The sequence below is a fragment of the Saccharibacillus sp. CPCC 101409 genome (genome assembly GCF_030518235.1).
Taxonomy (GTDB): domain Bacteria; phylum Bacillota; class Bacilli; order Paenibacillales; family Paenibacillaceae; genus Saccharibacillus.
The window spans coordinates 199917-208920 of the sequence record NZ_JAULSA010000010.1 but is presented as its reverse complement, the minus strand read 5'-3'; the positions used below and the strand labels follow the sequence as shown (position 1 = coordinate 208920).

Sequence of the window (9004 nt, the reverse complement as noted above, 5' to 3'; positions counted from 1 at the left end):
CCGGGATGTCCTTTACAGTCCGAACAACAGGATCTCGAATACCAAAACCAATCGGCAGAGCGCACCAAGCAGCGGAACGATTACTTACAGTGCTTTAAGCAGCAATGTCAATGCGGATGATGGGGAAACGTACCCGATCAACGATATCAATCCCGTCACCGTCCACACCCCGGTCGTCAACTACTCCTCTGCTGCCGATGACCGGGCGCACAACCAGAAAACGCAGCCGAATGCCGGCCGCATGGCCTTTATCCTGGACCGACCGTTTACCGTCACCGTCCCAACCGCCGGACAGCATACGAATTATCCAGGCTACGGCAGTCGCGATTATGCAAAATACTTCCGAGCCAAGCAGGTACGCTTTCCGTTCGATGTGTATACCGCCGACCAATCGACGTTCTATCCCAAAGACACCTGGATCGATATCCCGGTGAACCAGCTCGACACAACGTTCTTCCTGCCGGCCTGGGTCGACGAAGGCGACTACACGGTCTATTTCCGCAATATTGCCGAAAACGCGCCGGACAATCTGCCGTATCAGCAGGATGCCAACCTGGATCTGAACAATCATGCCGCAACCGACACGGTGGACGTCGAAGTCATCGGCCGATTGTACGATTTCCACATCACCGATATCGCTGATTACAATTGGGAACGTGTTTTCCGCACCATGGAAGGCAGCGCGACGCACACCGGCAGTACCTACTGGACCGGGCTGCTCGGCATCGACGGCGATGCGCGCGGCAGCGCCGCTCCGTTCACGCTCCCGATCCTGCCGGGCAGCAATCCGCTCCAGGGAATGAAGAATATTGCGGTCAAGACCGGCTACCACATCAAATTCGACCTGAAAACGAAAGGGAATATGTTCGGCAAGCAGGACGGAATCCGCGTCAAACCGAGCTTTACCTTTGTCAGCAGGGACGGAAAAACGAAAACCCCGGTCAATCTGTATTACAACGACGATCATCGAACGTTTATCCAGGTCGGTTCGCCGGAAGATACGCAGGAGCGCTACGTCATTCTGAACGATCGGCTGCGCAACGTCCCGGAGATCGAGCTGACCGACACGGCGCGGTACAAATACGATCACGATTACGGCTTTGCGGAAATGAACGGCGTCAGCCGGGAGATGTACATCAGCGACTATATCCGCCGCTTTACCAAGCTCAAAACGCCGGTCGGCGGTTTCGATCTGCTGCTGCTCCCCGAGCAGATCCGCACGCTGATCGGACCGAAAAGCGTTCTGCCGGCTTCGGTGGATTACGCCCGGGCGAACGCGTCGGTGCAGAAATGGTACGGGGAATACAGTCTGCCGGGCGATCCGTATGTGGTGGCGAAAGGCACCAACCTGGCCGAATACGGCCGGACGCACCGCGGACTGACCAAGCGCGACCCGATTTTCCTGCGCGACGGCTATATTATTTTGAACTTCAATATCGAAAGCATCCAAAACGGCGACCTCGCAGATCCGCATTTGCAGTACATCAACGCGCCGCTGATGAACCAGTGGAGCCTGGAAGGCTTCAAGCGCAGCGTAAAAGATTCGTGGGGAAATGCCTTCTCTTTGAAAGATGGAGATATCGTATTCTTCAACGCCGACAAGTCGTACAAAGACGATTTCCAGGTGGAAGTGCCGCATTAAAAAGCATCAGCAGCATAAAGCAGGGCCGTCCCCGAAAGCCACAAATATGGCGGGGACGCCCTGTTTTCTTTTTAGTGTTTTAATCGAGAAAACTTTCTTTCGCTCCGCTAGCTGATTACCGCGCGCCGGATTGCGGTATGTGTTGAAGGAGAACCGAAAGAGAGGGAGTATTACATCATGATCGTACGTTTCGGATATGTCGCTATGTCGCTTGAAATCCCGGATTCGTCGCCGTCCAAAACGATGACGATGGCCCGGTTCGCCAAACTTCCCGATCGGGAGGAAGGGCTGCGGGCGCTGGAACGGATTGCATCCGTCAATCTGCATAATACGCTGCGGCTGCTGCGTCATAACGTTGCCGAAGGTATTCAAATGTATCGTTTTTCATCCAAATTGATTCCGCTCGCCACGCATGCCGACCTGCAGGGTTGGGACCCGTTCGCCGCGCTGGCCGAACCTTTTGCGGAGATCGGGGAATATGTGCGCAAGCACAATCTGCGAGTTTCTTTTCATCCCGATCACTATACCGTGCTCAGCACGCCCCGGCCCGAAGTGCTGGTCTCGTCGGTGCGGGATCTGCGCTACCATGTGAAGATGCTGAAAGCGATGGGACTGGATGCGCGCTCGAAAAACAATATCCATATCGGAGGCGCGTATGGAGACAAGCCGTCAGCCGCCGATCGGTTTGTGGAACATTTCGAGCAGCTCGATCCCGATATTCAATGCCGGCTGACACTGGAAAACGACGACAAAACGTTTACGACGGGCGAAACGCTGGACACCGCGCGGCGGACCGGACTGCCCATGGTGCTGGATATTCATCATCACTGGGTCAACAGCGCCGGCGAACCGGCGTCGGACTGGTGGCCCGAAGTCGCGAAGACGTGGGAATCGCCATTGTCCCGCGCGGACGTGCCGGACGGGGAGACGCTGCCGCCCAAAGTGCACGCATCCAGTCCGAAAAGCGACAGCGACCGGCGCAGCCATGCCGACGGCGTGGAAGCGGGACCGCTGCTCGATTTTCTGCGGCAGGCGGCGCGGACGTCCGAACGGATCGACGTGATGCTGGAAGCGAAGCACAAAGACCGCGCGCTGCTGAACCTGATGAACGACCTGCGCGCTTACGAAGGCGACGGCGTGAAGATTCTGGACGGAGCGAGCATCGAGGTCGCGCCTTAATACCCGGGCGGTAAAAACGTCAAAGGACCGCCATGCGCAGCGCCGGGCTGACGAGCGAAGGCAGTGTGGAACCGTGGTTCTCGCCTTCGAACAAACGGAACTGTACGTTCAAACCGCAATCGCGCAGCTTTTCGAGCCGCTCGGCCAACATACGGCCGTTGTTGACCATGCGAAATCTGGAGTCGTCTTCCAGCTCGCCGAGCGCAATCAGCAGATTCAGCGTGCGGGACCGGGCTTGAAGAGCGGCTCCAAACGCTTCTTCCTCCAGCCCGATCTGCGGATGCGCCCAGTGCAGCGAAGGGCTTCCGGCGATATACGTGCGGAAAGCGCCGGGACGCGTGAACAGCGTATGGAGCGTAAACAATCCGCCGAACGAGTGACCCATCAGCGTCTGCCGTCCGCGGTCGATCGGCAGTTCGCTTTCGATGCGCGGCTTCAGCACCGTTTCGATAAACTCCAGGAACAGATCGGCGCCGCCGTGTTCGGGCCACGGCTGTCCGTCGCGCGAAGCCGGCAAATTCTCGACGGGTACGGGCAGTGTGTAATCGAAATGCCGCTCCGGCGAAAAAGGCAGTCCCGACGGATAACCGATCCCGACAATGACCGACGAAGCGACGCCGGTCTTTTCGGCGCGTCTGGACTGCGCGCGCTCGGCTTCGAACACGGTGGCGAACAGCGCGTGGCCGTCGAGCAGATAAATGACCGGATAGCCCTGCGGAGGCGGATCGTTTTCCGGCAGGGACAGCAGAATCTCATACTGCCGTCCTTCGGCGGAATGCAGCGCAAAGCGGCGGGTGCCGGGCAGCGAGATTTCGGACGGCCGTTTTTTGGCGGAGCGGCCCGGTTCCGTATGCTCGGAAGAGTGTGAAGAGTGGGAAGAATTCAAGGGGGAGCCTCCTGTTTGTCGTTTTGGATGGAAAAATCGATATTCTCAGGACGGGTTCTTTGAGCCGGAACACATCCGGCCGTCGAACGCGGTCCGTGACTTCGAGTATATCGCCGCAGCGGGCCGAGCGACATGGACGATATTCAGCCGAAAAATGGACGATCCACGAAAAAAATCTGCGAGGCGTTGACGGAAGCGGGTTTTGCGGGGTACAGTAAAAGCAGGTTCAATTGAGAATAGTTATCATTTGGGATATGCAGAGTAAACAATCTGCCGGGCGGGCTTCAAAGCCGGCCGCGGAAAAGATTTTTCGATCAACATACTCGGCGATCGGGGAGGAACAATGATCATGACATGGACAACAGAAGCCGTACCGTCGCACGAAAGCTTCGCCGCCGATCCCGCTGAATTGACGTTCCGGCTCGGAAGCGTGGAACGGATCGCCTGCGAGCCGGAAGCGGGACTGCCGCAGCGAAACACGTCCTCGTACGTGCTGATTGCGTGCGCCTCGGGCGAAGGCACCGTGGTGCGCGAGAACGGCCTTGTGCCGCTGCGCGCAAACGGTTTGCATCTCTGTCCGCCGGACCGGGCGTTCGGCATCGAGCCGGGAACGCGGGACGGATTCGAGATGTTTGTACTCGCTTTCGAAGCTTTTCGCGAGGAGAAAAACGATCCGGCGCGGCTGAACGCGGTATCGGAAGAGATCTGGCGCCATGCCGGCGAAGCGTACCTGCCCGCCGGAAGGCTGCAGGCGCTTTGCGAATCGCTGAACCGGCGCTGGAACGGAACAAATCCGGCGGATCGGATGAAAGCGGGCGCCGATTTTTTGGAGCTGCTGGGCGAACTGGCCGCCTGCGAAGATACGCCGGAAAGCGATTCCCTCGCTCTGCTGCAAAGAACCAAAGTATTTATCGACGAGCACTATCGCGAGCCGATCAAGCTTGAGCAGTTGGCCGGAATGGCCGGGCTGAGCCGTAACTATTACGTCGATCTGTTCAAGAAGCGCTACGGCAAAAGCGTAGTCGAATATATGACGGGCCTGCGTATTCGCCGCGCCAAACGGCTGATGACCAATCCCGGACTGCGGATGCGCGACGTGGCCCAGCAGGTGGGCTATAACGACGAGTTTTACTTTAGCCGCCGCTTCAAGAAAGAAACCGGCGTAACGCCGAGCGCTTACGTCAAAAGCCGTTCCCGGCGGATCGCGGCTTACTGCCAGGCTTCGACCGGCTATCTGCTGGCGCTCGGCATCGTCCCGCATGCGGCGCCGCTGCATCCCAAATGGGCGGGCTATTATCACAGCCGTTACGGCGGCGATATTCCGGTCCATCTGGACGGTTACAAGCTCGGGCAGGACTGGAAAGGCAATCTCGACAGGCTCGAACGCAGCCGTCCGGAGCTGATCGTTTGTTCGGACCGCGTCTCCGCGGAGGAGAAAGCCGGGCTTGAGCGGATTGCGCGCGTTTGCTATATTCGTTCGTCCGACGACTGGCGGACTTCGCTGCGGAATATAGCCGCCGCGCTTGGAGGAGAAGCCGAGGCCGAAGCGAAAAGCTGGCTGGACTCCTATGCCGAAGCCGCGTCGACGATCGGCGGTTCGATCGGCCGCCGCCGTCTCGGCGAACGCACGCTGCTGCTGCGCTTCCGGCGCGGACACTTCTATTCGGCGGGCGATTCTTCGGCCGCGGATGTGCTGAGCGGCGATCTGGGCATCCATCTGGCCGCGCTGCGCGGTCCCGCCGATTGGAGCCGGGTTCCGATTCCGCTCGAAGAGCTGGAAGCCGCGCGGGCGGATCGTATTCTGCTGATGGTCTGCCAGGAAAACGAAACGCTGCCGGGCTGGGAAGCCGTGCGGCAGTGCAAACGATGGCTGGAACTGCCCGCCGTCCGTTCGGGCCTTCTGCATCTGCTGTCTTCCGATCCCTGGCGGGAATGCTCGCCCAGCGCGCATAAACGCATTTTGCGGGAAGCGGCGCGCATATTCTGAATCGTCCGCGGCCGCTTCGATGGACAATATTCCGGCTCAGTATGCGATCGTCCATCTTTTTCCGTAGAATCGTCTATGGCCGGTCGGGCGGCGAACCTTTATGATTTGGTAATGAGAATCGTTATCAAATACACAGGGTTTGAAAGGGGAGCATTTGCAATGAAGAAAGGGTTCAAAACGCTATCCGTATTATTTATTCTGGTACTGACCGTGGGACTGCTGGCCGCCTGCGGCAAAGCGCAGGAGTCGAAAACTTCGGCGGAAACGAAAAGCGCGGTTCGGGAGACGGCAAATTCTTCGGACACGGCCGCCGCGGCCGAAGCGGATTCGCAAACGGACGAACAGGCTTCGGACGCGCCGAGCGATTCCGCCGAGCGCACGATCACGTATCTGGACCGGGAATACACGGTGCCGGCATCCGCCGAGCGCATCGTGATTACCGGTTCGATGGAAGCGATGGAAGATGCGCTCGTGCTGGACGTGCATCCCGTCGGCGCTATTACATACGCGGGAGAATTTCCGAAGCAGTTTGCATCGATTACCGATAACGCCCGGTCGATCGGCGAGAAAACGGAACCCAATTTCGAAACGATTCTGTCGCTCAAGCCGGACGTGATTCTGGGCACGACCAAATTCGGCGACGAAGTGGTTTCGCAGCTGCAAAAGATCGCGCCGACGATCCTCGTTTCGCATATTTCGTCCAACTGGCGGGATAACCTGAACCTGATGGGCGAACTGACCGGCAGATCGTCCGAAGCGGAAGCGGCGATCGAAAAATACGATGCGGATGTCGAAGCGGCCAAAACGGCTCTGGGGCAAAAGCTGGACGGCAAAACTTTGCTGGCCGTACGGATTCGCCAGGGCGCGATCTGCGTGTACCCGTCGGACGTCTTCGTCAACGCTGCGCTGTACGGCGATCTGGGCATCGAAGTGCCGGAATTGATTCAATCGACCGAAGCCCAGCAGGAAATCTCGGTCGAGCAGTTTGCCGAGATCGATCCGGATTACGTATTCGTCCAGTTCTCCGGCAATGAGAACGCCGATACGCCGGAAGCGCTGAACGATCTGGAGAACAATCCGATTATCCGGCAGACGGCCGCGTTCAAAGAAGGGCATGTCTTCGTCAACGTCATCGACCCGCTGTCCGAAGGCGGGCCGGCGTGGAGCCGCGATCTGTTTATGCAGACGGCGGCCGAGAAGCTGTCGGAATAATGCGCGGCACAAGACGAATCCATCCGCTGGCGCTGATGGCGGTCGCGCCCGTTCTGATTGCCGTTACACTGGCGGTATCGATTCTGTACGGAGCCAAAAACATCGACGCCTCCACAATCGTGGAGGCGGTCTTTCATTTTGATCCGTCCGATATCGATCATCAGATTGTCACCCAGTCCCGCATGCCCCGGGCTGTCGGCGCGCTGCTGATCGGCGCTTTCCTGGCCGTCTCCGGCGCGATCATGCAGGGGATGACGCGCAATTATCTCGCTTCGCCTTCTATTATGGGCGTCTCCGACGGTTCGGTCGTCGCGGTGACGCTCTGCCTGATCCTGCTGCCGGCGACGTCGAAGCTCGGCTTGATTCTGTGTTCGCTCGCCGGTTCGGCGCTCGGCGCTTTGCTGGTCTTCGGTCTAGCCTGGCTGCTGCCGAACGGGACTTCTCCGGTGCGCATGGCGATTCTGGGAACGATTGTCGGCACGTTTCTCGGCGGGGCCGCCGAAGCGGCCGCGATGTATTTCCAGGTCTCGCAGTCGGTCAGCTTCTGGTATAACGCCAGGCTGAACCAGATGGACCCGGCGCTGATCAAGCTGGTCATTCCGTTTGCCGCCGCTGGGCTGATCCTGGCGCTGGGCTTGTCGAAGTCGATCACGCTGCTGTCGATGGGCGACGAGATCGCGGCCGGGCTCGGCCAGCGGACGATGCTGGTCAAAGGCCTGTCGATGCTGTGCGTGGTTATTCTGACCGGCGTATCGGTCGCGCTGGCCGGCAAGATCGCATTTGTGGGCCTGCTGGTGCCGCATATCGTGCGCTTTCTGGTCGGCGTCGATTACCGCTTCGTGATTCCGTGCAGCGCTCTCTTGGGCGGACTGTTCCTTGCGTGGTGCGATATCGGAAGCCGCTTCGTCAATGCGCCGTTCGAAACGCCGATCGGCGTCGTAACCTCGATGATCGGGGTGCCGTTCTTCCTCTATCTGATCAAGCGCAAAGGAGGGCGAACGCATGCCGTCTGATTCGCCGCGCCGTCTGGCGCTCGTCGTGGCGGCGGTCCTGCTGCTGATCGCGACCGTCGTATATGTCAGCGTTACGAACGGCACGTTCGATATGTCGGTGGCCGATGTGCTGAAAACGCTGCTGCGCATCGATCCCCGGCATGAACACGATCTGGTCGTGTTCGATTTCCGGCTGCCGCGCATCGTGATCGCGCTGCTGGTCGGCTTCGGCCTCGGCATCGCGGGCGCGGTCGTGCAGGGGATTACGCGCAACGGCCTGGCCGATCCCGGGCTGCTCGGCATCAACGCCGGGGCGGGAACGGCGATCGTGCTGTTCATGCTGGTGCTCAAAGACCGGCTCGACTTTACCGAAGGCTGGCTGTCGTTTATGATGATGCCGCTGCTCGGCATGGCCGGCGGTCTGACCGCCGCCGCCTTGATCTTCCTGTTCGCGCAGTCGCGCGGCCGGCTCGATCCGCAGCAGCTGATCCTGGTAGGGATCGCGGTCAGTTCCGGCTTCGGGGCGATCACGCTGTATTTGTCGCTCAAGATGAATCCGAACGATTTCGAAGCGGCGGCCGTGTGGCTGGCTGGCAGCCTGCACGGTTCGAACTGGCGCTACATTGCCGCCATGCTGCCGTGGCTGCTGCTGTTGACGCCGTATGTCTGGTTCAAGTCGCATGTGCTCGATGTGATGCAGCTGCGCGACGAGAGCACGCTCGGCCTCGGCGTCGAGCTGGCCCGGCAGCGCAAGCGGCTCGTACTCGCGGCGGTCGGCCTTGTCGCCGCCTGCGTGTCGGTCTCCGGCAGCATCGGCTTCGTCGGTTTGATCGCGCCGCATATCGCAAGGCGGCTAGTCGGCATGCACTACCGGCGCATGCTGCCGGTGGCGGGTCTTGTCGGAATGGCGATGGTCGCGGCCGGCGACTTCATCGGGCGGACCCTCTTCGCTCCGGCGCAGCTTGCCGCCGGCGTCGTGATCTCGATTATCGGCGTGCCGTATTTCGTTTATTTGCTGTTCAAAACCAAGATGTAAATCAGCGAAGATCTCTTCGATTTCGCCGGTGACGAAAAACCTATAGAAAAAAACTATCCCTATGAAAGTC

Annotated in this window: 6 protein-coding genes and 1 pseudogene; 6 read left to right on the top strand and 1 reads right to left on the bottom strand. The window is 59.3% G+C overall.

Annotated features, from left to right (window positions below; all coding sequences use genetic code 11):
• A pseudogene (locus QWJ34_RS19725) lies at window positions 1–1642 on the top strand (DUF5704 domain-containing protein); the annotation flags it as partial.
• A 177-nt stretch (window positions 1643–1819) separates the two neighbouring features.
• Window positions 1820–2821, top strand: a complete 1002-nt coding sequence (gene uvsE / locus QWJ34_RS19720) for a UV DNA damage repair endonuclease UvsE (protein ID WP_302730488.1) — start codon at window positions 1820–1822, stop codon at window positions 2819–2821.
• Between the two features lie 19 nt (window positions 2822–2840).
• On the opposite strand, the gene QWJ34_RS19715 is transcribed toward uvsE, so the two are convergent.
• On the bottom strand, window positions 2841–3707 hold the full coding sequence (locus tag QWJ34_RS19715; RefSeq protein ID WP_302730487.1) for an alpha/beta hydrolase: 867 nt from the start codon (window positions 3705–3707) through the stop codon (window positions 2841–2843).
• 349 nt (window positions 3708–4056) lie between these two features.
• On the opposite strand from QWJ34_RS19715, the gene QWJ34_RS19710 reads away from it, so the two are divergent.
• The 4 genes from QWJ34_RS19710 to QWJ34_RS19695 all read left to right on the top strand — a co-directional run bounded on the left by QWJ34_RS19710 (window position 4057) and on the right by QWJ34_RS19695 (window position 8934).
• Entirely contained in the window at window positions 4057–5694 is a 1638-nt protein-coding gene (locus QWJ34_RS19710) for an AraC family transcriptional regulator (protein ID WP_302730485.1), read from the top strand.
• A 159-nt stretch (window positions 5695–5853) separates the two neighbouring features.
• Window positions 5854–6906: an ABC transporter substrate-binding protein gene (locus QWJ34_RS19705; RefSeq protein WP_302730484.1), complete on the top strand. Its 1053-nt coding sequence runs from the start codon at window positions 5854–5856 to the stop codon at window positions 6904–6906.
• Complete coding sequence (locus QWJ34_RS19700; protein ID WP_302730482.1) at window positions 6906–7919, top strand: FecCD family ABC transporter permease; 1014 nt, start codon at window positions 6906–6908, stop codon at window positions 7917–7919. The genes QWJ34_RS19705 and QWJ34_RS19700 overlap by 1 nt, the downstream gene beginning before the upstream one ends.
• Window positions 7909–8934, top strand: coding sequence for a FecCD family ABC transporter permease (locus tag QWJ34_RS19695; RefSeq protein WP_302730480.1), 1026 nt, complete (start codon window positions 7909–7911; stop codon window positions 8932–8934). The genes QWJ34_RS19700 and QWJ34_RS19695 overlap by 11 nt, the downstream gene beginning before the upstream one ends.
• Window positions 8935–9004 lie beyond the last annotated feature (70 nt).